We start from the raw sequence: 24,903 nt of genomic DNA, 5'->3' as shown, positions 1-24,903 counted from the left end.
TCGTCTCACAGCATTCTCTAAGTTCCAAACCGGTATGATTAGTCCTCCCGCCGTCCGTCGAAAATCGGGGTAAATGAGTTGACCACAGCTGAAATCCGTTGGCCTGAAGCGACGCCAGGAAAATGATATAGCGGTATATGATTTACACCTGCCGATATACGCTCTACAGCCCTCAAATCTGTCGAATTTGACGGTATTAGGAATATTCTATTTGGTCATGATTAGTATAGTAATCACGACCACTTTGAAGTACCCCGCCGCCGTCGGGTAAGCACGAATGCTGTAACCACCTCACGACGGCGCTTCCCCCGGGGTAGAGCCGCCAAGACCGGGCTCCGAGTTTGCTCTGGCTACCCTCAGCTGAGATCAGGGCGATGGCGAAAAAGAGGATTCGATATAGGACTAATGACCTCAATCTATATTAAGACACAGTCCGAAGGGTGTTGTATGACCGAAGACGAATCGAACTCCGAGGGCCTGATGGAACGCCAGACCACGGGTGAAGACCGCGTGCGGATGGTTGCTCGGCAGCTGTCGGAGCCACAGACGGCCAACTGGATCGCCTCCGAAGCGGGCTGGTCACACGAACCAACTAAGCGCGTCCTCGATCGGCTCGTCGACGATGGCATCCTCCACCGTGACGAAAGCGGTACTCACACGACGTATTACCCTGATTATCGCCGCCAAGCGATGCAGGAGGCGATGCGCCTTCGAGACAGCGGACACACTGTCGAGGAGCTTACGGACCGTCTCGCCGATATGAAGACGCAGATCCGCGACTGGGAGGACGAATTCGGCGTCGAGTCACCGAACCAGCTTCGCGGGACGCTCGCTGACGAATCCCTTGACGGTGACGAGGAAGATCGGCGCCGTGAAATCGCCCGCGAGTGGGAGCACCTTCAACGGCGTATCCAGATCGTTGGCTTCGCCATCCGCGAATGGGACTTCCTCGCTCCAACGACAGAGCCTGCCGAGGCCAGCAGCTAACGGATGTCTGTCCCGCATCCAGGTGGTGACCCGAACGCGAACCTCTACGCCCAATTGAAGCGGGACGTCCTCGACCGTGTCCCCCAGATCACGGCCGTCGAGTACGTTCCTGACGATATCGAGGCCAAGCAGCTGCGGGCGGTTTTTGATCCAGCCCGCCTTAATCCCCCAACGGGCCCTGATTCGCCGGAACTGACCGTCAAGTGGTATCGACAGGACCCACACGATTGGTTCCGTATCAACTACACCGATCCGAACACGGGCTTTCACGCCGGCTGGCACCAGGACGAGGACCATCCCGATCTCGGACGGGCGCATTTCCAGTACTCTGCCGCCAATACGGAGGACCGCTGGGGGATCACATTTGAATACGAGACTCCTTCCCTAATCCTCTGGGAAATCGTCGAAGCGCTCCTCGAGGACGTCCGTCCGACTTACCAGTACGCGAACGAAGAACCATGACACCTCGAGAACGCACTAATCAGTCACTCGCGAGTTCCTTCGAGCGCTACCTCCAGGACAAGGGGAAAGGCCGCGGTGGCGACGGCGGGAACTATCGACGAAACGCTGCACGCGAGCTCGAGCGGTTCGCCGAGTGGGCCGCTGGCGACCGCGGCGACGACTGGACCGGGATCGTCCCCGATGACGTCGACCGCCAACCCACCTTCGAAGATCTCGATGAACGCGTCTTCCGGGAGTACGCCCGGCATCTCGTGGGCGATCGGGGACTCAAGCAGAACACGGTACAAACCTATTACCGCTATATCTCTGCCTGGTGTGGCTGGTGCGTCAACGAAGGGTATCTCGAGGCACACTACGCGCAGCGAGCGAGTGCGATGGCGCCGCTGCCAGAGGACGACGGCCGCAAGCCCGGCGACCAGCAGGCCTGGACGTCCGAACAGCGCCACGCCCTCACCCGCCACGTCGACGAACGGGCCCGCGACGCCGTCGAGGCGTACACGACACTTTCGGAGGATATTGACCCCATCGATAAGCAGCGAGCGCGCTACGCGGCGCTGAAGGCGGCTCGTGACCGGGCGCTGGTGTTCGTCCTAGCGTACACCGCCGTCCGCGTCGGCGAACTCGTCCGCGATCCGAACGATCCGCGACGGCGTGGCGTCCGCTGGGAGGATCTCTCCCTCGACGACGGGAGTATGGACGTCTACCGGAAGAAACAGCAATGGGACGCTGCGAGTCTCCCCGACCCGGTGATTTCGCCGCTACGGAGCTATCGCCAGCTGATGGACCCACCGACGGAGCGCTGGCCCGTGTTTCCGACGTTCGACCAACGGACGCTCGCAGGGCTCGTCCAGGATGATCTCGCCGACCGAGGGGAACGCCCAGAAGCAATTACTGAGCGGCGTGAGGAGTACGCTCGCGACCTCCTGCTGGCGCTTGATGAAGATATCCGACCGCCATCGATCACGACGGACGGCGCACGGTCGATTCTCCAACGGCTCTCAGAGGCTGCAGAGATCGACATCGCTCATCCGAAACACGACTATCTCGCGCCCCACGGTGGTCGACGTGGAATGGGCGAGGTGCTAGTCCGGGCGTTCGGGTACACTGTTGCGGCTCGCTATCTCGATAACTCGGAGGAGATGGTTCGGGAGCGATATTCGCACATCGAGGCCGGAGAACTCGGTGACGTTGCAACAGAGGCGCTCTCAGAAATTGATGGGTAATTAACGGTACTCCCAGTGCCGAGTTTTCGGCACTACACTCTTCTCAACACCTCTCGAACTCTATCGCATGCCTGACAACATTCTCGTCGCCTTGGACGGCTCCCCGCTTGCCGAGCGTGCACTCATTTACGCACTCGAGACCTTTCCGAACGCCACGATTACCACCATTTACGTCATCAACCCGATCGATTCGGTAATCGATGTAGAGGCCGGTGGCTTGCCAGTCGCAGAGGACTGGTACGATACCGCCCAAGAGCGGGCGACCGAGATTCACACGACTGCGACGGATCTCGCGGCGGACCACGATATTGTGCTTGCTACAGTCACTGAAGTCGGGAAACCAGCGCGTGAGATTCTCGACTACGCTGCCGACAACGGCATCGACCAGATCGTTATGGGGAGCCACGGTCGGTCAGGTCTAGACCGGACGTTCCTCGGAAGTGTTGCCGAGACAGTCACTCGCCGAGCACAGATCCCGGTAACCATCATTGGATGAAAGCCTCGACTCGTGTGCCGGGATTAGGATCGGATGAATGCTCGTGGGCCCACCTCAAACGTGAAATCAAACCAACTCATAGGTACCGAGAACGTGGCTGTTACTGAATCTCCATCTCTCTCGACGTGTACGATCCACATTGAACGACGGGGTGGTCGGGGCGACGCGGGAGCACGGGCACTTGAACGACATCTCAGGCGTCTCTCCGGCGTCCACGATGTCGACGTCTCGTTTCGAACAGGGGACGCCCGGATCACCTACGAGGGGAGCGTCATCTCAGAAGAAACGATTCGAGACGCTGTCCGCGACCGCCACGTGTCGATTCAGGACGAATCTGAGACAGCAACGGATGAGGTGAGTACCCGCTCGGAACTCAGGCAGGAGGCCGTGTTCGTCGGCTTGACCCTCCTCGGGATGGCCGTCGGCCTGGTGACGGGGTGGCTCGAAGGACCTCAGCTTCTCATGTGGGCCGGGTACGGCGTCGCATACGTCTTCGGTGGCTGGTACGGGCTCAAAGGCGCGGTCGAGACGCTGCGCCACCGTGCGGTCGACATCGACCTCTTGATGATCGTCGCGGCACTCGGTGCCCTCTCGATTGGCGCCCCGTTCGAGGGCGCGATGCTCCTCTTCCTGTTCTCGCTCTCAAATACGCTCCAGCACTACGCCATCGGCCGCTCACGCCGAGCGATCAAGTCCCTCGTCGAGATGCGACCGGACGAAGCGCAGGTGCTACGCGACGGGGAGGAAGTCACCGTTCCCATCGACGACGTCGCCGTGGGCGACGTGTTCGTCGTTCGTCCCGGCGACAGAATCCCGCTCGACGGCGTCGTCACGTCCGGCGAGGGGACGGTCGATCAGGCGTCGCTCACCGGTGAGTCCGTCCCCGTGCCGAAGGAACCCGGTGACGAGGTGTTCGGGGGGACGATCAACGAGAGCGGCAGCCTCGAAATCGAGGTCACGCGGCAGGCCCACGAGTCGGCGATCAGCCGTCTCATCCATATGGTCGAGCGTGCTCAGAGCGAGAAGGCGCCGACACAGCGGCTCATCGACCGTCTCGAGCAGCCGTACGTCCTCGGCGTGTTCGGACTCACGATCGCGGCGATCGCCATCCCGCTCGCGCTTGGAAGCGAGTTCACCAGCACGTTCTACCGCGCGATGACCCTGATGGTCGCTGCGTCGCCGTGTGCGGTCATCATTTCCACGCCGGCAGCGGTGCTGTCGGCGATCGCCTCCGGCGGCCGGCAGGGCGTCCTGTTCAAGGGCGGCGAACACGTCGAGGCGGCGGCGAACATCGACGCGGTCGCATTCGACAAAACGGGCACCCTCACGCGGGGCGAGACACAGCTGACGGACGTGTTCGTCCGGGATGGCCTCGCGGATGAGTCACTGACGTCCGACGAACTGCTCTCGCTCGCAGCCTCCGTCCAGGCCCGTTCGGAGCATCACTTGGCTCGTGCGACCGTCTCGGAAGCCGAAGCCCGCGCCCTCGACGTCCCCGACGCGCGACGGTTTCAGTCGGAGGCCGGGAAAGGCGTGCGCGCCGACGTCGACGACGGAACCATCCACATCGGGAATCGGAGTTACGTCGAGACGGTTCTCGAAGACGCTGCGATCGAGGGACTCGATCCCGGTCTCGACAGGCTTCGGACCCTGGAGGCGGAGGGGAAGACCAGTGTCCTTGTCGCCCGCGAGCACGCTGGCAACGCCACGGTACTGGGATGGCTTGCGTTCACCGACACGGTCCGGCCGGGGGCTGCAGAGATGATCGAGGATCTCCGGTCTCTCGGTGTGGAGCACATCGTTATGCTGACCGGCGACAACGAACGTGTCGCCCAGCAGATCGCCGACGAAGTCGGTATCGACGAGGTACAGGCGGAACTGCTGCCGGAAGAGAAGGTGGCAACTATCGAAGACCTGGTTGAGCGATACGAGAACGTGGCGATGGTGGGTGACGGGGTGAACGACGCACCCGCTTTGGCGACGGCGACGCTCGGGATCGCGATGGGTGGCGCCGGGACCGACGTTGCCCTCGAAACGGCTGACGTCGTCTTGATGGGCGACGACATCGGGAAGATCCCCTACGTGCTCGGACTCGGTCGCAGGACGCGCCGGACGTTGACGGTCAATCTCACAATCGCCTTCGGTGCGATCGCCCTGATGGTTGGGACGATTCTGTTGCGAGGCATCCCCCTGCCGCTGGCCGTGGTCGGCCACGAGGGGTCCACCGTCCTCGTTTCACTGAACGGGCTTCGGTTACTCGGATTCCGTGAATAATGGTCTCTGAAGGCTTCGAACGGACCGATCAGCAACAGCTGGTGTCGTCGGGAGTCCACTCACACGCATTGCCGGTAGTAAGGTTGTTTTCGTCGATATATGCGGAGAGACAGGCGTAGTTACAGAAGTACTTGGGCGAGCCACAGTCATCATCGCAGTCGCGGACGCAGATGGGGTCGTGGTCGAAGATTCGGGATTCACAGTACGCACACGTCTCGTCTGTTTCGGGTGTTGAGACGGTCGTCGACATACTTGTGTTGAGGAGGCTCCCACGGATAACGTTTCCTCGGGCTGTACTGAGTGATGCCAATCACCAGTCCGCATTATCACCCACAGATGTCCCCCGCAGAGCTGCAAAGCCACCCGTCACAGTTCCTCAGCTCTTGGTTCGCGTCACCCGTCGATACCCTTCGTGCAGGGCCGGTAATCCGAGCGGAAGTGCGAGGAACCCGAACCCGAGAAGGGCATATCGGTCTGTATCCTGGTGTCGCACGACGAGGAGCGTCGCGACGATGCCGAATAGCGCAATTGTGTATGCCGTGTTGCTCCAGAGCACGTCGTAGGTCGAACAGTACAGCCAGCAAACGAACGTGTAGGCTGGGGCGTTCCAAGTCGGAGGATGGAGTTTCGGCCAGAAGAACCGGCAGTACGTGGTCCAGCCCAGCATCGCCAGGGTCGGCAACCCGACGAGCCATACTGCTGCCCCACGGCTCCTGTCACCGTATCGCCGGTATCCGGCGAGGAAGAGTGCGGGGAAGCAGAAAACCCACAGCCAGATGCCGATAGTGTAGGTCACTGGCCAGTGCTCGATGCGGGGCTGTGTAATCGGTAATCGTAGAGACTCGGGCAGCGTCGCCCACGGGAACGAGGGGTCGGGAACAGGATTCGTGAGGAACGCGACCAGACAGAGGACTGTCCCGACGAGTAGTCCGTACAGTCCCAGCGTCGTGTATCGGTCGAGCCACGGTGGAAGCTGCAGATGCGTTGACTCTTGACGGCGGTCGGAGAATCCGGTCATCGTTCAAGTTTCCCGGGTGGAAATCAGGTATCTCGTTCGAGTGCTTCGCGTCGCTGTTCGTATTCCTCGTCGGTCAGCTCTCCGCGGGCGTAGGCGAGCCGGAGCTCCTCGAGGGCTTGGTCTGAGCTACTCTCACTTCCCGTAATCGCACGGTAGATGAGGTAGCCACCGCCGAGGAGGGCAGCGAGGAACAGTAGCTGCATCACGATGCCGACGATGAACATCCAGCCAGGCATCGTCCCGTCACCCCACATGTGACCGCCCCACATCCCGCCTATCATTGGGCCGAATCCCATCATCCCGAAGCCCATGAAGAACAGTGGGACGATGAATACGGCGCCGATGATAACGAGGAGGAGCGTAACAAGTCGCGTGTCGTCTGAATTTGTCGGCATATTGTGATCCCTCCGTGAGTTTGGGTCTCAAGTAATACTACGTCCTAACTATTCAATGCGGTTGTGCCTTCGACCTGCGTGTTCCACCCACCGCTAATCTTTTGAATTCACACTCTCAACGGCTCTAACCTGAACTATCTGAAGGAAAACTGCAAAAGATGATCCGTACGACGATACATCTATGCAGGTGACGATGGTCGAGGGCATCTTCGAAGCCCTCCGAATCGGTGTTGGGTTCCTCTGGACGGCGGCGTGGGCGATCATTATGGGACTCACGATCACGAGTCTCGTCCAGGTCTACGTCTCCAAGGAGCGAATGGCACAGGTGCTGGGCGACGGTGATCTGAGCGGGCTCACCAAGGCGACTGCGTTCGGGGCGGCGAGCAGTGGGTGCAGCTTCGGTGCCGTAGCCATCGGGAAAGGTTTGTTCAAGAAGGGGGCGCACGCGGTCAACTTTCTCGCGTTCATGTTCGCGTCGACGAATCTGATCGTAGAACTCGGGCTGATGATTCTGATTCTGCTCGGCTGGGAGTTCCTCCTAGCGGAACTGCTGGGTGGCCTCATCCTCATCGCCGTGATGGCGGTGATCGTCCACCTCACGCTTCCCGAGAATCTCTTTGCCGAAGTTCGAGAAACGCTCAACGAGCGCGACCGTGAGGCGGGCGTCACCGAAGACCCGACCTGCGGGATGGAAGGCAAAGACGAGTACACGCTCACGACTGACGGCGGTGAGACGCTCAAATTCTGCTCGGAGGGCTGTATGGAGACCTACCGCCAGGAGACGTCGAGTCGCGGCGGGTGGCGTGACGAGTTGTTGTCGTGGGGTGGCTGGTACAAAGTTGGGAACCAGTACCGCAAGGAGTGGTCGATGATCTGGAAGGACGTCATCGCCGGCTTCCTTATTTCTGGGTTCGTCATCGTCTTCGTCCCGCAGTGGGTGTGGAACACGCTGTTCATTCAGGGCGACGGCCTGCTCGTGACTGCCGAGAACGCCGTCATGGGCGTCATCATCGCCGTCCTCAGTTTCGTCGGCAGTATGGGCAACGTCCCGTTCGCCGTCGCGCTGTGGGGCGGTGGCGTCAGCTTCGCCGGGATCATCGCGTTCGTCTACGCCGACCTCATCACCGTGCCCGTGCTGAACGTCTACCGGAAGTACTACGGCTGGAAGATCATGCTGTACATCCTTGGCGTCTTCTTCGTGACGATGGCGTTCACTGGCTTCCTCATGGAGTTGCTGTTCGACGCCCTCGGCATCGTACCAGATCTGGCCGGTGGCGAGACGGCGACCGAACAGACGTACTTCGAGCTCAACTACACGTTCTACCTCAATATTATCGCCTTCGCGCTCTCCGGGTTCCTCCTGTATGTCTACCGACGTGGAATCGGCGCACCAGGTCAGTATCGTGATCCGGTGTGTGGTATGCGGACCGACGATGAGGGGCCGAGTGCGTCCAATGATGGAATGACGTACTATTTTTGCTCGAAGACCTGTAAGCGGGCATTCGAGGAAGAGCCCACGGAATTTGCTGATCAAAGCCCGCAGATAACAAACCACGATCACGATCACTGATAGATGTACTGTGGTTCATCCGCTGTGAAGCACTTCATCATCGCACCTTCAATCCGCAATTGTCACACCTGTCGCGCCAAAATTGATTGTATGAGCAGTCAGATATCGAAACAAGGGGATGTCATATGAACCAACGTCCAGCGGATACCGTCGTTGGTGTGCTCCTTGGGTTCGTCCTCTTGGCTGGCGGACTACTCAGTTGGCGGGCCTATCAACAGCGTCGCGCTATCGAGCAGTCGATGGGGCCGATGATGGACTCGTCTATGGGGGCGATTCACGGTCCAGATCCTCTCTGGTACGTGGTTGGAACCCTTCTGGTCGCAGGCAGTATCGGTGGCATCTATTACGTGGTTCGAGGGAATCTCATCGATTCGACAACCGACTCAGCGGATCACATCGACCCCGATCAGGTATCGGAGGCAACGCCTACATCGATAGACGATGACGCCTCGCCGGCGACGCCTATCAATCCTGAATCGGATCCGCAAGCGCGCGTTCTCGATCTCTTACCGGATGATGAACGACGCGTCCTTGAACCCGTCCTGAACTCGCCTGGAATCACGCAGATCGAACTTCGGGATCGATCTGAGTTCTCAAAGAGTAAAGTGAGCCAGACCGTGAGTTCACTCGAGGAGCGCGGGCTGCTGTATCGGGAACGACAGGGTCGAACCTACCGCGTGTATCCGAGTGATGACCTGCAGAACTAACAGACGTAGAAATTCATACTAACACTACCCATCATGTCACAAGCAACACTCGAAACTGATCGCATTAGCCGGGTTCTCAAGTCAAGCACGTGGCTCAATCTCCTCCTCGCCGCACAGTTGATCGCCGGGTTGGTGTACGCATATTTCACAGGAGATATGGGGAGCCGGTGGACCCATTTCGTCCTTCCATTTATTTGGTTCACCGCCTCAGTCTGGGTGATCTGGCACACTCGACCTGTAACGAAACGTCGAGTGTATCGTATTGGTGCCGCACTTGTCGTTGCTCTATATCTCATCGTGATGTTTTATTTTTCAGGATTACTTGGACCGAGCACCTCTCATTTCGGGCAGCTCACTGGACCAAGCGGCTTCGGAATAACGTGGGGTCGATCTTTGGGATGGAGTCCGGTCTTCGTCTATACAGGTGACCTGATCACGGTCTCGCTCATTCCTTACCAAGCGGTTGGCCTGTTCGCGCTGGCGTATCTCGTCTATGATGCATTGCTTGATTTCTCGCAGTCGGCAGTCGGAGGAATAGTCGGGATTGTGGCGTGCCCTGCCTGCGTTAGCCCGTTGTTTGCCGTACTACTTGCAGGCGGACTGAGTGGTTCTTCAACGATGTTATTGCTTGGTGCGTATGGCTACGAAATTGCGACCGTTCTGTTCCTCATGACAATTGGAATCCTCTACCATCGTCAGGCACTCACGAGGCAGTATCACCAGTTCCGAGGGAACTGATCCATCTCGTTCGTGGTCAGCAATACCCGAGCCTCCCTCGCCGCCTGAACCGTGGTTATTGTCTGGATCGCCGCAATGAGGTGAACAGTCTCGACGGATCCCCTTTGCTCTCACCATTCCTCTGATCCTTTCGAATTCGGCAGGTATGAACGATCCCGTCAGTAGAAAACGTTTAGATGGCGTTATAGACGTTCTTGAACGCTCTCCTGTTTGAGTTCACTCCCACGAAGATAACTCCGAACCCACCGTATGACTACTTGAGGCGAAAAACAATGACCAACCGAAACCTCGGACGATGGCTGCTCGTGGTGCTCGCGATTGTCGGACTCGCGTTTGCCGCCCCGGTAGTTAGCGCACACGGTGACGAACCGATCCAGGGGAACGAGACGGCAGCTGAAGGGACGCCAGCCGATGGTAGTGCAGCAGACTGGGCGGCCTGGATGGAAGGTCACATGACCGACTACATGGGCCCGAATGCCGTTGACGAGATGGAAGCGCACATGGGCGTGACCGTCGACGAGATGGCCCAAGATATGGCGGACGACAATCACACCGCGACGGGGATGAACGGACAGGGGTACGGCTGCTAACGATCCCTGTTCGGATCCTCGTCTGACACGATAGATATTCGACTTACTGACTCAACGATCACAATGACACACTACACCAACACTCTCGGGCGGACGACTCGTCGAATCGCAATACTAGCGGTTCCGCTGTTGATTGTAGCAACGGGCACCGCAGCGGCTCACGGTGGTGGAGGCTACGGCGGCGGTATGATGGGTAGCGGCGGTTGGGGGGTCTTCAGCGGTGGAATGGGCCTCTGGAGCTTCCTTTGGATGGGGCTCCTAATCGTCGTCCCGCTCTATCTCGTCTACTCACTCCTCAACAGAGATTCTGAGAGGAGTGATAGTCGGCCGCTTTCGGTTCTTCGTGAGCGTTACGCTCGCGGTGAACTCTCCGATGAAGAGTTCGAACGTCGACGAAAGCAACTCGAGTAGTGCCCATGACCGAAATAGAAGGAGCATCGTCGAGAAAAAATTCTCGTCTGCCAGTTGGGGCGACGGGACCGAACGCTTAAGTGCGTAAACAGGATACAGTATTACATGAGTTACACAATACAAACCAAGATTGATGGAGAGTTCGACGATGTCGTCGACGCAACGAATGCCGCGCTCAAAGACGAGGGATTCGGTGTTCTCTGTGACATCGACATTCAGGCGACGCTCAAGGAGAAACTCGGTGAGGAGTTCCGCCAGTATCGCATCCTCGGTGCGTGCAATCCTCCGCTGGCATACGAAGGGTTGAGTGTAGAAACTGAACTCGGTGCGCTCTTGCCCTGTAACGTCATCGTCTACGAGAACGATGGCGGCGTCATCGTGGTGAGTGCGGTCGACCCGGAACAGTTAGTCGGGATCGCTGATAACGACGCGCTTGACTCCGTCGCGACCGAGGTCAGCGAACGATTCGACCGCGTACTGGCAGCCGTAACTGACGAGTTCGGATCCGCATCGGAGGCCTGATCTCTGATGGCATCATCGGATCAACTGGATACGACGACGATACTGCTCATCGTCCTCGGAGCGTTCATCCTCCTTCCCTTGCTCACAATGGGTATGGGGTTCGGTGGGATGATGGGATACGGAGGAATGATGGGCCAGTACGGTACCACAGGTGGTTGGTGGCCCCTCATCGGGATGCTCGTCCCGGTCATCTTCCTCCTTGCGCTTCTGGGCGGTGGATATCTCATCTTCCGGCGGATGAGCGAGACACAGACGTCTCATAATCCCGCGATGGAAGAGTTACGTCTGGCGTACGCTCGTGGCGATCTCACGGACGAAGAGTTCGAAGCCCGACGAGAAAAGCTCGAACAATCAGAGTGACCACTACCCAAACCGCGTTTCACCCGTTTGAACACCTGCGGATCGACTCGAGGGTATCGAAACCAACCGTTCGGCAGCATCGTTCCGTTACATCGAAATGGTGTGCTCGATTCAGCATATGGTTATGAGTAGTAATGGGAACAAACGACAAGTTCGGAGTGAGTCACGTCCGAAGTCTTCGCACCAGTATCGCGCGTAGCTACCCACCGAAGAATGATCCAGACAACATGACACATCACAGCCGACGTCAATTCTTAGGCATTGTCGGTGCCAGCGCAGTCGCCAGCACCGGCTTTGCTCAGTCAGCGAACGCACAGGAGACGCCCATCGTGGAGATGGGAAACAATTACTTCGACCCAATCGGCCTACGTGTTGATCCCGGGACAACCGTTCAATTTGAACTCGCAGCGGGGGCACATTCCGCTACGGCGTACGCAGATCGTATTCCGGAGGGCGCTTCCGCCTTCGATAGTGGGACGATCTCAGACGGGAGCTTCGAATATACGTTCGAAACGCCAGGGACGTATGATTACTACTGCATCCCGCACAAGTCGATTGGGATGGTCGGACGGATCGTAGTTGGCAGTCCTGGCGGACCGGCAGAGGAGGATTCAATCCCGGATGGAGAGGTCCCATCGAGTGAGGCGATTGTTGACCAGGGTACAGTCGCCTACGGCTCAAGCAGCGATGGAAGCGGGAATACTGGTGGTGGAATGATGGGACGAGGTGGTTCTGGAATGATGAGTGGCCGCAACGGAGGTGGAGTTGGAGGGCTACCAGCTGTTGGTGGCGTACTCGGAATGCTGGGCGTTCTCGGTGGCGGGCTCTACTGGCTTGGAAACCAAAAATCTCCTCAATCGACTACCGACGACTCAGCCAGAAAAACGCTCCAGAACCGCTATGCCAGGGGCGAAATTGACGAGGAGGAGTATAGACGTCGCCGTGAGCGATTAGATGCTACTGATGAGGACATCTCCAACTGATTGCCACCGTGAGAGGGTGAACTCACCGGGGTCAAGTGATTCGGGGATTAGAGAATACCGCCCTCACCGATACCTTTGATTTCAGAACGATCCCGTGACTTGTTTTGTTCCATTTATGACTGATTTCTCTTGTGATCAACTCGCCTGTGTGGCTCGGTAGTAAACACCAATTGCGAGCACGGCTACGAGGAGAAGATATCCAGTAGCCCACACCAACGAGAGAGCCGTATCTACGTCGGTTGTGAGTCCGGTATCGACCATTACACGGACTGGCCAATAGCCCGGAAAGAGTTTCATCCACCAATCAGGTTCAGATTGAATAAACAGCGGATCCTGAAACAGTCCGATATCGAGCATCGGGAGAATCAGCATCAGCCACATCCCGGCTAGGCGGTTGAAGACGGCCCCGACGAGCATCCCGATGAGACCATACGTGACCGAGACGACGAGCATCGCTGCGACGAACCACCAGAGATACTCGGGCTGGAAATCGACGAGCATCACACCAACTGAGACACCGGTGACGATGAGAGTAATTGCTGCGAGAACCCCAAACCGGGCAGCGATTACCTGCCATGCACGATAGCCAGCGACTGCCAGACGACCGTCCGTGTCTTTGGCTTCTCGCATCAGGAACAACCCGGCGAGTCCGGCGATGAGAGCACTCGTAATCGGCGTCATGATCACGCCGTGGACCTCAGGCATCCCCCGCATGACCGTCGCCGTCTCACCGTCGACGAGCGTCCGAACCGGCATCTCGACGTCCTGGGTGACTGCGAACGCCAACGTGATGAACGAGACCGGTAGGACGACCAGTAGAGCGACGAGGACGTAGTTACGCGCCTGTTCTTTGATGCCGATCGAGAACGCCGTTGTCGTACGGTTCATGCGGACCACCCACCACTGGTGCGCATCGTCACTCCGAACACTACGGTGACGAGCACGAGCAAGACGAGCAGGTATCCGGCAACGAAGCCGAGGTCGCCCGTCGTATATGTACCTTGGAACATCGCCTCCTGAAGGAGTTCCTTCGGATGATAGAGCGGGAAGTATTCCACGAACTCAGGAATGTCAGCAGCCAGCGGGCTGTCGCCACTGAGGAACGCGTCCATCATCGCGAGGAACACCACGACGAGCGAGCCTTCGAACAGTCGCGGAAGGAGCGCCCCGACGAGTGCGCCAAGAAACGCATAGACGAGGCCGGCGAGGACGAGGAATACGAACGTCAGGACAGGGGCTTCCGGTGAAATCGTCAGCCAGAGAACGCCGTAGTTCACGGCAGCCACGACAACGGTCACTCCTCCGAGCGCCGCTAATCGAGTCGCAAGCAGTGTTCGGGGTGGATAGCCTGTCTGAACGAGTCGCCGATCGGCTGCACGCGCACTAATCATCTGCGCGAGTCCCATCAGGCCGGCAATGATGGCGACCCCGAATATCGCTCCGAGAAGGCGACCTAGCTCGATCGGAATCGCCTCGACCGTCGGCATACTTGGTAACCCAGCCATTGCTTGTCCCCAGCCTTCGATAACGACAATCGGAAGGAGAAGTGCTAGGACAACATTCAGGGGGGTTCTGAGGAAGGTGGAGACGTTCGCCCGAATCCCCGTCCAAACCCTATTCATCGGTCTCTTCCCCCCGTTCACTGGCCGTTGCATCAGTCTCGCCTTCCTGGTCAGTCACGTCGTAGACCTGTCCGTCACGAACCTCATAGATGCGGTCGAGACGACTTTGCTCTTCGATCAGGTGTGAAATCATCGTGACAGCTGTTCCGTCGGCAGCGAGTTCCTCAGCGAGATCCCAGAACGTGAGATACGTTTCCCAGTCGAATCCAGTGTAGGGCTCGTCCAGCATGAGGACGTCCGGATCGTGCATCAGGGCGATACTGAGATTGATTTTCTGCCGGTTTCCACCACTGAGTTGGTCGATTCGGTAGTCAAGGTACTGCTCGAAATCGAGTTTCGACGCCAAGCGGTGTTTGGCCTCGTCGATTTCTTCGGCGGTCATTCCGTATCCGGAACCGAACAGTCGGAACGTCTCTCCGACCGTCAAGCGGTCGTAAAGCAGTGGTTCCTGTGGACACCAGCCAACGGTTCCCGTCCGTTCGACTGTTCCGGAATCCTGTTCGAGGACACCGACGAGGATGTTCATGAGCGTGGATTTGCCCGACCCGTTCGCGCCGACGATCCCGACGATTTCCCCCGTCCGAATTTCGAGATCGGCACCGGTCAAGACGGTCACAGATCGTGTGAATGGGAGTCTTGACCCGTACGTTTTTTCGACTCCCTCAGCACGAACGAGTACCTCACTACTGTTCCCTTCTGGCGTAGTAGTTGTGGATGATCCCATTGTCAGCTACATGTACACGCTCCTAATTCACTCCGATTACTCTTTCAAATCCAAAACGACACTGTCAACGCGACCCTGAATAGTAGTATTTCCTCCGCACTATTCTGTGATGGCCGAGTTTTCGGACTTATCGAATCGAATACCCCTTCTGATTAGATGGGCCTCCGAGTTGGTCTACAACAGATGTCATACGACGGTCTCGGGAATCTCGTCGTGGTCAACACGACAGCCCTGCCGGATTCAGTCCGGTAGGGGATCGATCAGAACGGTGGCTGCCCCATCGAGAACGAGGCTTCCACTATCATCTTCGATCTGTGTTGTGAGTTCGTATCGGTCGTTATCGAGAACGTCGGTGATCTCACATCGGGCCGTCAGGGTGTCATCAATGCTGACTGGTCGGCGGAATTCCAAATTCTGGGAAATATAGATCGTGACTCCGGGAAAGCACGCGAGTGCAGCACTTATCATTCCCGAGACGAGCGTTCCATGAGCGATGCGGTGGCCAAACCGGGTCTTTTCAGCGAATGCCTCGTTGAGATGGACCGCGTTTGTATCTCCGGTCGCCTCTGCAAATTTCCTAACATCCTCGTCTGTGATCGTCTTCGAGAAGCGAACACTATCTCCCGTGCTAAGTGAAGATGGGTCGGTTATCGAGAGATCGAACTCTCCAGTGGCTCGACCGTATGGCACTCGGGGGAGCGTCATTCCTCCCGATTCAACGAGATGCGGATGTGGCGTTTCGGTATACTTCTCAGGTACTTCCTCGAACACTGCTCGACAGTCTTCCGAGCAGAAGTGATACACTTTGTCGTCGTGTTCGATAGTCGGGTCGGCAGTTTCTTGTGAGACTTCCATCCCACAGACGGGGTCAACAGGCATTGATCTGTAGTTCTACTTTTCTTGAGGATTCTCGTGCTCTCCTTTGAACGCGGTCTCGCAGTCTTTGCAACAGAACTGCTGGAGTGATCCACCAACGCGGGTAGCTATTCCGTCTTCGCTGATAGTGGTTCCACAGTGTGCGCACGTAAGTACGGATTCAGTACCGTTGGCATAGGCTGAACGGGTGGCGCTTGACAGCAGTTGCACGTCGTATCGTCGCACGTCACTCAGTGGTAGACTGTGCTGCACCCAGTTTCCGACCGTAGTCCGCGGCGGTGTCGCAACAACCACGATCTCGCCCTCAGCAGTTGTGAATACGTGTTCTACGTATGGGGCCTTGAGGATCGATTCTCGAAGTGAATCTGTCTTTCCGAGCTCAGGCTGGAGGCGTACCATGACGTGTATCCGGTTTTCGTACTGTGTGAGGTCGAGATCAACGGTGAATCGACGAATGACATCATCTTGCTCCAACTGACGGACGCGTGCTGAAACGGACGGGGGTGAAAGATTTACAGCCTCAGCAATAGTGCTGTAGGGTCGTCTCGCGTTCTCCGCTAAAAGACGGAGGATTTCGCGATCCGTGTCGTCAAGTTCTGGTTGGGTCATCGAAAGGCGGAATGGGGGTGAGGGGATCGGGTGAATGGGGGTGGGTGTGGGGGAGCTACGACGCAGGTGTGGGGTGTGACGGTTAGACGTAATCCTCCGGTGTCGAGGTGAACGTCTCCTTGCAGCCCTCGGCACAGAAGTAGTACGTCTGACCGTCGTACTCAGTTGTGGCCGCCGGATCACTTTCATCGACGTCCATTCCACAGACTGGATCAGTTGCCATTCGGTTTCACCCCACATCAATGGTACGAGGGCCTGAATCAAGCAATTTGTTCTTAGCAATCCAAAGTCGGGATACATAGCGATTTGAGCCGTGCTGCACGGTTTGGCTTTTCTGACTCCACAATCAACGGTTAGTACCTCACAATCCCGAACTATCGTTCGAGTATACCAACGGATTCCTATCTGTGTCCTATATAAATACTGGAGTCTGAACCAATTCTAAACCTATGGGTCACGATCCACCACACGACAATCACGAGCAGTGAAGACCCTTCCTGTCTTGACGATACCTGATATGGATCCCTCTGATCCGGTAGGAGAGTTATCTACTAGTCAGTTCACAGATATTCTCGTGCCTACGGATGGATACGACGAGGCATCTGTGGCCTTCAAACATGGGCTACAAATTGCTAAACGGTATGATGCAACCCTACATGGACTTTTTATCATTTCCGAACAGTCCTATTCGAGTCGGCCTGGATTCACGTGGGAAGAGGTCACTGACTCTTGGGAACAGCGGGGAACTCGGCTCTTGGAGGACATTACGGAGAAGGCAGCGACCTTGGACGTTCCTGTCCGAACTACGTTGAGCTTTGGTCAACCTCAGCAGGAGATTCTCAAATACACTGAGGTGACTGACATCGACCTTGTTACAATGGGGACACGAGGATTGACTGGCATTCGTCGGCTATTACAGGGAAGCGTCGCAGCTCAAGTGATCGAGGAAGCAGATTACCCCGTTCTAACGATTAACCGAAGGACAGCTGAATTGAAAAAACACCCGTACACCTTTCTTCGAAAGACAAACCAGAATCGGAAGTCAAGGCTATATTGAAATATTATTTGTAATATACTAATTTCAGTCTTAAATTCGGAAATTCTAATTGCGTATTAATCCCCGTTTCTTCTACCAAACCAAAGAGTGTTAAGTTCGTTCTGCTGAATAAAGCGCGCGTACTGACCAGAAGGAAAACCAAGAAACGACAGGGCTACTCCTGAAAATCGTGTTTGTCTTCACGTTTAGGTGCATCAGATGGACGTTAGTGCGAGCAACGCGAAAAGTTAACTGGCAAATGGCTCCACGGACTGAGTTGTTGAACTAGTCGTCCATGCCGGATGGGGTTTGGCCCGTAGTCGATCCCGACGGTGCCGACCCTGCGGCAAACTTGTAAACGGCGACGAGTCCCCAAATCACCAAGCCGAGCAGGATGATGCCCGCCCTAATGTCGATGGGGACCACTGCAGCGTGTTCGATTGCTCCCTCGCTATCGACTGGGTGCCCGGCTCCCAGTAGCATGTCGAGCAGGCCGATCACGACGACGCCCAAGACAACCAGGCCACCGCCGACGTACATGGCGATTTGGTCTGCCGTTGATAAGTCACTCATTGGTAGTCACCCGAGGAGTTTCCGTAATCGCGTGTTCTCGAACAGTTCCATCTCACGCAGGCGGTTATCGACTGCCAGGACGCCGCCCGCTCCAAGTGCCACAATGGTTCCGAAGACCATGATCCCAAGGAGTTCACCCGTGACCATACCGTTGGCCCAGCCGCCACCGTAGCCGTTGATGAAGTAGAAGAACAGCATCATGAAGGCACCAAAGAAGGCGGCGGTCCTCGTGAGGACACCGAGTATCAGCCCGAGACCGATGGCGGTTTGCCCAAGCGGTACCGCCACGTTGACGAACGCCAACAGGATGCCGTCGCTGAACGGCGTGACGAAGGGGGCGAGAATCGTGCCCTGAGCGGCTCCGCCGACGAACCAGCTGGCGTCGAAGGGCCACGCCCAGATTTTGTCAAGGCCAGCGTGGAGCATCCACCACCCGGCGGTCAGCCGGAGCAGCAGGATCCAATACGACAACCAGGCTCCCGAGACCGAGAACGACGTCTCGGTTCCGAGAAAATTCGTACGGATGGATTGAGTTGACATGGCATACTTCACCTCACGGCTGATTTTGTCAGATGTAGTAAAAAAGATTGATGGTGTTCGTGATTTCTAAGAGTCGGGGCTCATTTCAGGAACGCGGATATCCGAGGTGAGTTGGATGATTCTCAAGAAGGAATTCGGTCACCCTCTACGGACTGATTGTGTGCTGGGGCGTGTAAGCGGGAACACTGATGAAGCCGAGCCCACCGAATTCTGGATCTCGGAAAATTCGCTTGAGGGACTCCATTTGCTGATTTAATCCTCTGTACTTACCGATCCTCCCAGTAGCTAACAGATTCTGAGAATTTAACTCGAGCGGATGTCAATTAATCAACTCCCATTGGTTAGTCATTCCTCCATAGACACGGTTTAAAACTCGTCGTCTCGAGAAAATACGGGCAAACAAAACAGGGTGGCGGAGGAGACGCAGTAGAACTGTACTCGGAGACCGGTCAACGTCTTCAATATCGATCCCGGCAGCGGCACGAATTGCTGCTCCCAGAACCTTGGGATTACGAGTTTCAAGAAAGTATCTCACAACTGTGGCGAAAATGTACTCCGTTTTCATCCTCTGATATAAACTGTCAGGAAAATTGTGTAATTGGCCGCTGTTAGCCAACTCTGCGGCCAAGAATCCCGATTCAACGGCCTGTGAAATCCCTTTTCCAGTGAGTCGGTTTGCGATACCTGCAGCATCACCAACCCGTACGACGGAATGCTCCGGTAGATAGGTTCTGTCGGGATCGAGACTGGGTCCCTCGGGAATGATTGCGACGTTCGTCCGTTCCTGCGACGGGACTGGCCACCCATTCCGCTTACAGGCTTCCCTCAATGCCTTCATATAATCACTAGGCCGGTCACTGACCGTCCAGCCGATACCAACGTTGGCTCGTTGCGATGTCTTCGGGAATGCCCACGAGTACCCTGTATAGTTCTCCAGAATTATCCGGCTGTTCGGGTACAACTCGGTGAAGTCCCCTTCGACATCACTGTTAAGCGCTACCATATATCCTGAATACTCGTTGGTTGTTCCGAGCGCTTTACTAGAGAGTGATGGCTGACCGGTTGCATCAACGACGAGATCATACTCATCGGTGAACTCGTGGAAATCTGTCCGTGTGATAGACTGGTTTTCGTGGATGTCAACACCCTTCTCTGAGAGTTGTTCTGCCCAGGACTGCTCAACGACATTTCGGTCCGTTATATATGTATCCGCAGCAGGAAAGGTGCCGGCTCCAGTGCGGTGGCGATCGGCGTCGATTCCGTCATACACCTCCACTTCCATCGCTGGCAGCGGATTGAGAAAGCCGTTCTCTACAGTCGGCTCGAGTGGGATCTTCGATACCGCTGTCATCGCTTCTCCGCAATTAACGCGTTTGCTATCGTAGGACTGCCGCTCATATAGTTCGACGACGAATCCAGCGTCGTCGAATCCAGCAGCTGCTGCAAGCCCGGCCATCCCTCCACCTATTACCGCAATTTTGGACGTTCGTGTCATCGGTTTTTGCCAATCTTTGAGGCCATCGTTAAGCTCCCAACAGCATCCGAAGTGACCCACGAACGCCCATCGGGAGTCCGATCGCTCCGATGAAGAACGTCATAAGCCACCACCACGTGTGATTCATCTCCTCTTTCGCATCGGCGAGATACCACACGATGCCGACAGTCACGACGAGTTTCAGCACGAACGTCGATCCGGAGAATCCAGTCGCCTGGTACACGAGATTCGTCACGACCAGCTTTGGGGAGTAGCCGAGGAACGTCACACCGATGAGATTCTGCGCAGCGTCCCACAACTGGCCGAAAACGGCCAGCAGAATTAGCGGGTGTCGAAGGTGTGTGATATTGACGAAACTCGCGCCCCAGTAGTAGAGTGCGGTTACGCCGAGCGCTATCCCCGTCGTCGCGACAGGAACCCATAGGCGGAGTGGGGTCGATGTCGAGAGGCCGTGCCAAACAGCCCACCAGACGGCCCCGACAGCCCACACCGACCCGACGAGCCCGACTGTTAGCGGGATAGATCCGATATTTTGGTCACGCAAGAGTGCACCGACACCGAGCGCGAGGATGGTGACAGCGGTGACGACGATGTAAATCGATGGCGTGATGAACCACACCGCGTAGTCCCCGAGCAGCCCGAGATCCTCGAGGGCGCGCATCGCCCCACCTGCGATGATGATCGGAGCGAACCCGTAGGCCAGTCGTGCGTCGAACGTGACGTCGAGTTGGTCGAGATACGCACGTAGTCCGGGGAGGCTGTATACGACTGCCGCGAGGTAGATTACCGTGTTCACCGCGTTGTAGCCCTGGACAGCACGAACCCCCTCGTGCGTGACTGGCTGACCGGCCGCATCGGCGACGACTGGTCCCCAGAGATACTGCCAGATGAACCGGTCGTAGACCAACGTCGGAAACACGAGGATGCCCCCACCGAGGAGGACGAGCGGGGCCAGCAGGTACAGCGCCCACCACTCGCGTGAGCCGGTCTCCGGAAGGACAGTCTCGACGCGGCGGGTGACAGTACTCACGACCCGTTCACCTCCAATCGCCACGTCGTGCTTTTCGAGCGCCCCCACTGTTCGAGTGAAACGATTGTGAGTTCGTCCTGGAGCTGGCTGAGATACTGCGCGACTGCCTTGGGAGATCCGTCGAGGTCGCTGGCAATCTCGCGAGCCCGGAGGTATGTCGGTTCGCTACTGGCTGTCTCGACGAGGTACCTTCGAACCGTGTGCCGGGAAATATTCGACATTGATCTAGAGGTGACGGTTAGCGAAGAAATCCGAAGAGCTTGTAGTCGTGATCGGGGGTGTACCGCCGGAACAGGAGACTGTTCGTCAGCACCGACACCGACGAGAACGCCATTGCTGCTGCAGCGAGCACGGGCTGGAGGAGGCCGAGCGACGCTAACGGAATCATCGCCGTGTTGTAACCGAGCGCCCACACGAGGTTCTGTTTGATCTTCTGGAGTGTCGCGTCTGAGATTCGGATCGCCTTTACCACGTCGAGCGGGTCGTCTCGCATCAGCGTGACGTCTGCAGCTTCGATGGCGACGTCGGTGCCGGAGCCGATTGCTGTCCCGACGTGTGCGACCGCGAGTGCCGGAGCGTCGTTGACGCCGTCACCGACCATCATCGCCTGCCGGCCCTCGTCTTGAATACTGTCGACCGCGTTGGACTTGTCCTCAGGAAGGACTCCTGCGCGGACGTTCTTCGGGTCGATACCCACCTGTTTAGCGACCGCACGGGCAGTTCGCTCGTTGTCGCCCGTAATCATCATCACGTCAACTCCCCGCTCCTGGAGTGCTGTGACAGCCTGCTTGGAGCTTTCCTTCACTGTGTCGGCGTCGGCGACCACACCCACGAGCTCCCCCTCGTAGGCGACCAGCATCGCCGTCTTCCCCTCGTTCTCGAGGCGTTCCATCGTCTCCTCAGCGGGAGAGGGGTCGATCCCGTTGTCCCGCAGCAGCTTGCGGTTGCCGACCAGCACCTCGCTGTCACCAATGACTGCTTTGATCCCGTGGCCCGGAACGTTCTCGAAGTCGTCAGGCTCAGTCACGTCCAGGCCGCGTTCTTCGGCCCCTTCGACGATTGCACGGGCGAGCGGGTGTTCGCTGCCGCTTTCAGCTATCGCCGCCAGTCGAAGCACATCATCCTCTGAGAGGCGCTCACGGGTGCTGAGCTGTCCACCATCTGGGGTCGGCTCGCCACCGTCAGTCACCACATTTCCATCGCTATCAAAGACGACCACGTCGGTGAGTTCCATTTCACCCTCCGTGAGGGTGCCCGTCTTGTCGAAGACGACCGTGTCGACGTCTTTTGCGCGTTCGAGGATGTCACCGCCCTTGAACAGGACGCCGTTCTGGGCACCAATCGTCGTCCCGACCATCGTCGCTGCGGGCGTCGCCAGCCCCAGCGCACAGGGACAGGCGATGAGGATCGAGGACGCGAAGACAATTATCGCGAACTCGAAGACTGAAACGGTCCCACCGACCGGGGCCGGGCCGCCAGCAACCTGACCCCACAGCGGGAGCCAGTCGACGAAGCCAGCGAGCGCCTCGGGGAACAGGAACCAGACGACACCCCAGAGAAGGGCGTTCGCGATGACCGCAGGCACGAAGTACGCGGAGATGCGGTCGGCGAGATTCTGGATGTCGGGCTGGCGCGACTGGGCCTCCTTGACTGTCTGGACGATCTGTTGGAGGGCCGTGTCTTCTCCAACCTTCGTCGCCTCCACGACAAGGACGCCGTTCTCGTTAATCGTCGAGCCGACGACCTCATCGCCCTCCTCTTTCTCGACAGGCACAGATTCGCCAGTGACCATTGACTCGTCGACGGCAGACTGACCGTCGACAACGACACCGTCTGTGGGAATCTTCTCACCTGGACGGATTTTCATCCGGTCACCAGTTGTGACCTCTTCAAGCGGAACTTCTTCTTCACTGCCGTCCTCGCGGACAATGGTCGCCGTTTCGGCTTCCATTTCGAGGAGCTTTCGGAGGGCCTCACCCGCTTGGCCCTTCGACCGAGCTTCGAGATAGTTACCCAACGTGATGAACACGAGGATGAGGGCTGCCGTGTCGAAATAAAGTCCACCTGCAATGAGTTCAGCAAGGACTGCCACAGAGTATAGATAGGCCGTTGTTGAACCGATCGCAATCAGCACGTCCATATTGGCGCGGCCGTTCTTCACGATCGCCTTGTACGAGTTCTTATAGAACGGCCAGCCGAGGATCGCCTGTACCGGCGTGGCGAGGAGGAACTCAACCCAGCCAAGTTCCACACCGAAGACGGCTTCAGGGACGATCGCGCCACCGAGCAGATAATTGTCGATGAGGAAGAAGAGCAACGGTGCCGATAACACTGCCCCAAAGAGGGTCAACCTGAGTTGTTTCCGAGTTTCGGCTTGACGGGCGGCATCTCGTGCGTCCTGGCCCGACTCTTCGTCGGCACCATCTTCGCGGACGGGCGAGTAGCCAGCCTCCTCGATAGCATCGTACAGCGCACCAATAGATACTTCCGCAGGATTGTAGGTGACCTGTGCTTCGTCGGTTGCGTAATTGACCTCCGCATTAACGACGCCCGGAATATTTTCAAGAGCGGTTTGGTTGGTCTCGGCGCAGTTGGCACAGGTCATATCGGAGATGGCAATCGTTACCGTCTCAGAGACTGCGCCGTACCCGGCCTCGTCGATCGCGTCGTAGATTTCTTTGAGCGATACCTCTTCAGGGTCGTAGGTGACGGAACCCTCGTCGGTGGCGAAGTTCGCATCCGCCTCCGATACCCCGTCGAGCGATTCGAGAGTGTCCTGGATCGTCGCCGAACAGCTGGCGCAGGACATTCCCGTGATATCAAGATGGATTGTTTGGCTTGTCATGCTTGTTCTACTATACGGGGTCTAGGTTTAGGCGATTTACTGCTTCGAGAGGCGGGGTTTCGACTGCAGGAAAATTTGGATTCCAAAGACAGCGTTACGCTCCCTCTTCGAGTCGCTGATACCGATCGTCGAACCGTGTGAGACAGGACGGACAACAGAAGTGATAGATCTCTCCGTCGATTCTCGTCGTTTCACCTTGATTATCAACGGTATTGTTACATTCAGCACAGGTGAGTGCAAATTCGACGCCATCAACGGACGGCGTCCATTCAAGCTCGTCAATTAGTGTGACGGTGTAATCTGCTACATCGATCTCGTTAAAGAGTCCATCTACCCACTGACGTACGTTCTGGGCTTCAACACGGGCATAGAACCAAAGATCTCCTTCGGAGGTCGTGAAGACGTGTTCAACGCCATCTGACTCTCGAGCCCGCTCGCGGGCGGCCTCCAACGACGCTGAGCCGATTTCGGCCTGAATAAATACCGGTACACCAGCTCGGAGATGAGCCCGGTTGACGTCAATCGTGAAGTTGTTAATGATGCCAGCTTCCTGTAATCGCTTTACCCGGTCAGAAACGGCTGGCCCCGACAAGTCGACCTCCTCGCCAATATCGCTGAACGGGCGGCGGGCGTCATCAGCGAGTAACGAGAGGATTTCTAAGTCGGTTTCATCCAAATCGCGCATACGACCGCTTCGTCTCGCAGGATACATTATTGTTGCCCACAACACACCTTCGAAATCGGTGATCTAGGGCTGCGACAACATTGGATTCTAAGCAGAAAACCACATAGAATACTCGCCCCTATCTACGAATGG

30 protein-coding genes are annotated in these 24,903 nt (G+C 57.2%); 14 read left to right on the top strand and 16 right to left on the bottom strand.

Annotated elements, in window-relative coordinates; translation table 11 throughout:
* The first annotated feature begins 405 nt into the window (after positions 1-405).
* From LI334_RS13030 to LI334_RS13010, 5 genes are all read left to right on the top strand, one after another.
* Positions 406-987, top strand: coding sequence for a DUF7342 family protein (locus tag LI334_RS13030; RefSeq protein ID WP_115803907.1), 582 nt, complete (start codon positions 406-408; stop codon positions 985-987).
* Positions 988-990: 3 nt separating this feature from the next.
* The gene (locus LI334_RS13025; RefSeq protein ID WP_115803908.1) at positions 991-1,449 is read left to right on the top strand and encodes a hypothetical protein; all 459 of its coding nucleotides are present in this window, start codon (positions 991-993) and stop codon (positions 1,447-1,449) included.
* Positions 1,446-2,672 (top strand): tyrosine-type recombinase/integrase, encoded by a 1,227-nt coding sequence (locus LI334_RS13020; protein WP_115803909.1) that lies wholly within the window; start codon positions 1,446-1,448, stop codon positions 2,670-2,672. The genes LI334_RS13025 and LI334_RS13020 overlap by 4 nt, the downstream gene beginning before the upstream one ends.
* A 67-nt stretch (positions 2,673-2,739) precedes the next feature.
* The gene (locus tag LI334_RS13015; RefSeq protein ID WP_115803910.1) at positions 2,740-3,168 is read left to right on the top strand and encodes a universal stress protein; all 429 of its coding nucleotides are present in this window, start codon (positions 2,740-2,742) and stop codon (positions 3,166-3,168) included.
* Between the two features lie 93 nt (positions 3,169-3,261).
* Complete coding sequence (locus LI334_RS13010; protein ID WP_115803978.1) at positions 3,262-5,442, top strand: heavy metal translocating P-type ATPase; 2,181 nt, start codon at positions 3,262-3,264, stop codon at positions 5,440-5,442.
* A 28-nt stretch (positions 5,443-5,470) separates the two neighbouring features.
* Here the strand turns inward: LI334_RS13010 and LI334_RS13005 are convergent, their stop codons facing one another.
* The 3 genes from LI334_RS13005 to LI334_RS12995 all read right to left on the bottom strand — a co-directional run bounded on the left by LI334_RS13005 (position 5,471) and on the right by LI334_RS12995 (position 6,855).
* Positions 5,471-5,692, bottom strand: coding sequence for a hypothetical protein (locus LI334_RS13005; RefSeq protein ID WP_094529627.1), 222 nt, complete (start codon positions 5,690-5,692; stop codon positions 5,471-5,473).
* 126 nt (positions 5,693-5,818) lie between these two features.
* Positions 5,819-6,460 (bottom strand): hypothetical protein, encoded by a 642-nt coding sequence (locus tag LI334_RS13000; RefSeq protein WP_094529625.1) that lies wholly within the window; start codon positions 6,458-6,460, stop codon positions 5,819-5,821.
* A 23-nt stretch (positions 6,461-6,483) separates the two neighbouring features.
* Positions 6,484-6,855 carry an SHOCT domain-containing protein gene (locus LI334_RS12995; protein WP_115803911.1) on the bottom strand — a complete coding sequence of 124 codons (372 nt, stop codon included), beginning with the start codon at positions 6,853-6,855 and terminating at the stop codon, positions 6,484-6,486.
* Between the two features lie 181 nt (positions 6,856-7,036).
* Here LI334_RS12995 and LI334_RS12990 point away from each other — a divergent pair, with 181 nt between their 5' ends.
* The 8 genes from LI334_RS12990 to LI334_RS12955 all read left to right on the top strand — a co-directional run bounded on the left by LI334_RS12990 (position 7,037) and on the right by LI334_RS12955 (position 12,736).
* Positions 7,037-8,425 (top strand): permease, encoded by a 1,389-nt coding sequence (locus LI334_RS12990; RefSeq protein ID WP_227262415.1) that lies wholly within the window; start codon positions 7,037-7,039, stop codon positions 8,423-8,425.
* 125 nt (positions 8,426-8,550) lie between these two features.
* Positions 8,551-9,132 (top strand): helix-turn-helix transcriptional regulator, encoded by a 582-nt coding sequence (locus tag LI334_RS12985; RefSeq protein ID WP_004048657.1) that lies wholly within the window; start codon positions 8,551-8,553, stop codon positions 9,130-9,132.
* Between the two features lie 33 nt (positions 9,133-9,165).
* A complete protein-coding gene (locus LI334_RS12980; protein ID WP_123624180.1) occupies positions 9,166-9,870 on the top strand; it encodes a DUF7546 family protein in 705 nt (234 codons plus the stop codon).
* Positions 9,871-10,142: 272 nt separating this feature from the next.
* Entirely contained in the window at positions 10,143-10,460 is a 318-nt protein-coding gene (locus LI334_RS12975) for a hypothetical protein (protein WP_004048656.1), read from the top strand.
* Positions 10,461-10,523: 63 nt separating this feature from the next.
* Entirely contained in the window at positions 10,524-10,871 is a 348-nt protein-coding gene (locus LI334_RS12970) for an SHOCT domain-containing protein (protein WP_049986201.1), read from the top strand.
* 105 nt (positions 10,872-10,976) lie between these two features.
* Entirely contained in the window at positions 10,977-11,393 is a 417-nt protein-coding gene (locus LI334_RS12965; protein ID WP_094529646.1) for a DUF302 domain-containing protein, read from the top strand.
* Positions 11,394-11,399: 6 nt separating this feature from the next.
* The gene (locus tag LI334_RS12960) at positions 11,400-11,753 is read left to right on the top strand and encodes an SHOCT domain-containing protein (protein ID WP_049983674.1); all 354 of its coding nucleotides are present in this window, start codon (positions 11,400-11,402) and stop codon (positions 11,751-11,753) included.
* A 134-nt stretch (positions 11,754-11,887) separates the two neighbouring features.
* Complete coding sequence (locus LI334_RS12955) at positions 11,888-12,736, top strand: plastocyanin/azurin family copper-binding protein (RefSeq protein ID WP_227262414.1); 849 nt, start codon at positions 11,888-11,890, stop codon at positions 12,734-12,736.
* A 135-nt stretch (positions 12,737-12,871) separates the two neighbouring features.
* On the opposite strand, the gene LI334_RS12950 is transcribed toward LI334_RS12955, so the two are convergent.
* The 6 genes from LI334_RS12950 to LI334_RS12920 form a co-directional block, all read right to left on the bottom strand.
* Complete coding sequence (locus tag LI334_RS12950) at positions 12,872-13,624, bottom strand: ABC transporter permease (protein WP_049909288.1); 753 nt, start codon at positions 13,622-13,624, stop codon at positions 12,872-12,874.
* Positions 13,621-14,223: an ABC transporter permease gene (locus LI334_RS12945; protein WP_227262413.1), complete on the bottom strand. Its 603-nt coding sequence runs from the start codon at positions 14,221-14,223 to the stop codon at positions 13,621-13,623. The genes LI334_RS12950 and LI334_RS12945 overlap by 4 nt, the downstream gene beginning before the upstream one ends.
* Before the next feature lie 127 nt (positions 14,224-14,350).
* Entirely contained in the window at positions 14,351-14,974 is a 624-nt protein-coding gene (locus LI334_RS12940; protein WP_123538911.1) for an ABC transporter ATP-binding protein, read from the bottom strand.
* 348 nt (positions 14,975-15,322) lie between these two features.
* Positions 15,323-15,961, bottom strand: coding sequence for a MaoC/PaaZ C-terminal domain-containing protein (locus LI334_RS12930; RefSeq protein ID WP_123538913.1), 639 nt, complete (start codon positions 15,959-15,961; stop codon positions 15,323-15,325).
* Positions 15,962-15,973: 12 nt separating this feature from the next.
* Positions 15,974-16,567: an AsnC family transcriptional regulator gene (locus LI334_RS12925; RefSeq protein ID WP_123538914.1), complete on the bottom strand. Its 594-nt coding sequence runs from the start codon at positions 16,565-16,567 to the stop codon at positions 15,974-15,976.
* An 82-nt stretch (positions 16,568-16,649) separates the two neighbouring features.
* The gene (locus tag LI334_RS12920) at positions 16,650-16,790 is read right to left on the bottom strand and encodes a YHS domain-containing protein (protein WP_123538915.1); all 141 of its coding nucleotides are present in this window, start codon (positions 16,788-16,790) and stop codon (positions 16,650-16,652) included.
* A 294-nt stretch (positions 16,791-17,084) separates the two neighbouring features.
* On the opposite strand from LI334_RS12920, the gene LI334_RS12915 reads away from it, so the two are divergent.
* Positions 17,085-17,624 carry a universal stress protein gene (locus LI334_RS12915; protein WP_227262465.1) on the top strand — a complete coding sequence of 180 codons (540 nt, stop codon included), beginning with the start codon at positions 17,085-17,087 and terminating at the stop codon, positions 17,622-17,624.
* 264 nt (positions 17,625-17,888) lie between these two features.
* On the opposite strand, the gene LI334_RS12910 is transcribed toward LI334_RS12915, so the two are convergent.
* The 7 genes from LI334_RS12910 to LI334_RS12885 form a co-directional block, all read right to left on the bottom strand.
* Positions 17,889-18,176, bottom strand: coding sequence for a hypothetical protein (locus tag LI334_RS12910; RefSeq protein WP_004594603.1), 288 nt, complete (start codon positions 18,174-18,176; stop codon positions 17,889-17,891).
* A gap of 6 nt (positions 18,177-18,182) precedes the next feature.
* Positions 18,183-18,716, bottom strand: coding sequence for a DoxX family protein (locus LI334_RS12905; protein WP_004594602.1), 534 nt, complete (start codon positions 18,714-18,716; stop codon positions 18,183-18,185).
* A gap of 319 nt (positions 18,717-19,035) precedes the next feature.
* Complete coding sequence (locus LI334_RS12900; protein WP_011222414.1) at positions 19,036-20,211, bottom strand: NAD(P)/FAD-dependent oxidoreductase; 1,176 nt, start codon at positions 20,209-20,211, stop codon at positions 19,036-19,038.
* A gap of 28 nt (positions 20,212-20,239) precedes the next feature.
* Complete coding sequence (locus LI334_RS12895; protein ID WP_004594600.1) at positions 20,240-21,241, bottom strand: DUF63 family protein; 1,002 nt, start codon at positions 21,239-21,241, stop codon at positions 20,240-20,242.
* Positions 21,238-21,462, bottom strand: a complete 225-nt coding sequence (locus tag LI334_RS13150; RefSeq protein ID WP_004594599.1) for a DUF7123 family protein — start codon at positions 21,460-21,462, stop codon at positions 21,238-21,240. Before LI334_RS13150 ends, LI334_RS12895 begins: the two co-directional genes overlap by 4 nt.
* Positions 21,463-21,479: 17 nt before the next feature.
* Positions 21,480-24,086 carry a heavy metal translocating P-type ATPase gene (locus LI334_RS12890; RefSeq protein WP_227262412.1) on the bottom strand — a complete coding sequence of 869 codons (2,607 nt, stop codon included), beginning with the start codon at positions 24,084-24,086 and terminating at the stop codon, positions 21,480-21,482.
* 94 nt (positions 24,087-24,180) lie between these two features.
* Complete coding sequence (locus tag LI334_RS12885) at positions 24,181-24,771, bottom strand: AsnC family transcriptional regulator (RefSeq protein ID WP_049938493.1); 591 nt, start codon at positions 24,769-24,771, stop codon at positions 24,181-24,183.
* Positions 24,772-24,903: the final 132 nt, after the last annotated feature.

The organism is Salarchaeum japonicum (genome assembly GCF_020614395.1).
Classification (GTDB): domain Archaea; phylum Halobacteriota; class Halobacteria; order Halobacteriales; family Halobacteriaceae; genus Salarchaeum; species Salarchaeum japonicum.
The sequence above is the reverse complement of the archived record's forward strand: the minus strand, read 5'-3'. Positions and strand labels throughout refer to the sequence as shown.